Here is a 1,037-nt window from a genome sequence, read left to right as displayed (position 1 = left end):
GATGAGTTCGTGTCCGTACAACTGGCGTAATCATGGCCCTTCGGGGCCATTGTTTCTCTGTGGAGGAGTCCATGACGAAAGATGAACTGATTGCCCGTCTCCGCTCGCTGGGTGAACAACTGAACCGTGATGTCAGCCTGACGGGGACGAAAGAAGAACTGGCGCTCCGTGTGGCAGAGCTGAAAGAGGAGCTTGATGACACGGATGAAACTGCCGGTCAGGACACCCCTCTCAGCCGGGAAAATGTGCTGACCGGACATGAAAATGAGGTGGGATCAGCGCAGCCGGATACCGTGATTCTGGATACGTCTGAACTGGTCACGGTCGTGGCACTGGTGAAGCTGCATACTGATGCACTTCACGCCACGCGGGATGAACCTGTGGCATTTGTGCTGCCGGGAACGGCGTTTCGTGTCTCTGCCGGTGTGGCAGCCGAAATGACAGAGCGCGGCCTGGCCAGAATGCAATAACGGGAGGCGCTGTGGCTGATTTCGATAACCTGTTCGATGCTGCCATTGCCCGCGCCGATGAAACGATACGCGGGTACATGGGAACGTCAGCCACCATTACATCCGGTGAGCAGTCAGGTGCGGTGATACGTGGTGTTTTTGATGACCCTGAAAATATCAGCTATGCCGGACAGGGCGTGCGCGTTGAAGGCTCCAGCCCGTCCCTGTTTGTCCGGACTGATGAGGTGCGGCAGCTGCGGCGTGGAGACACGCTGACCATCGGTGAGGAAAATTTCTGGGTAGATCGGGTTTCGCCGGATGATGGCGGAAGTTGTCATCTCTGGCTTGGACGGGGCGTACCGCCTGCCGTTAACCGTCGCCGCTGAAAGGGGGATGTATGGCCATAAAAGGTCTTGAGCAGGCCGTTGAAAACCTCAGCCGTATCAGCAAAACGGCGGTGCCTGGTGCCGCCGCAATGGCCATTAACCGCGTTGCTTCATCCGCGATATCGCAGTCGGCGTCACAGGTTGCCCGTGAGACAAAGGTACGCCGGAAACTGGTAAAGGAAAGGGCCAGGCTGAAAAGGGC

The 1,037-nt window shown here is 57.5% G+C and carries 3 protein-coding genes; all 3 read left to right on the top strand.

Features of this window, described 5'->3' with window-relative positions; all coding sequences use genetic code 11:
* Nucleotides 1-71 precede the first annotated feature (71 nt).
* Nucleotides 72-470 (top strand): DNA-packaging protein FI, encoded by a 399-nt coding sequence (locus tag NAF29_RS18100; RefSeq protein WP_000158919.1) that lies wholly within the window; start codon nucleotides 72-74, stop codon nucleotides 468-470.
* Between the two features lie 11 nt (nucleotides 471-481).
* The gene (locus NAF29_RS18095; protein ID WP_000752979.1) at nucleotides 482-835 is read left to right on the top strand and encodes a head-tail joining protein; all 354 of its coding nucleotides are present in this window, start codon (nucleotides 482-484) and stop codon (nucleotides 833-835) included.
* Nucleotides 836-846: 11 nt separating this feature from the next.
* On the top strand, nucleotides 847-1,037 hold a 191-nt coding region (locus NAF29_RS18090; RefSeq protein WP_072113659.1), incomplete at its 3' end, for a phage tail protein.

The organism is Echinimonas agarilytica (assembly GCF_023703465.1).
GTDB classification, from domain to species: Bacteria; Pseudomonadota; Gammaproteobacteria; order Enterobacterales; family Neiellaceae; genus Echinimonas; species Echinimonas agarilytica.
Note: the sequence above shows the minus strand (reverse complement) of the source record. Positions and strands in the feature narration are given on the sequence as shown.

Bases quoted from the DNA above. Each gene is read 5' to 3' on its own strand.
- NAF29_RS18100 (WP_000158919.1), top strand. From the start codon at position 72: ATGACGAAAGATGAACTGATTGCCCGTCTCCGCTCGCTGGGTGAACAA.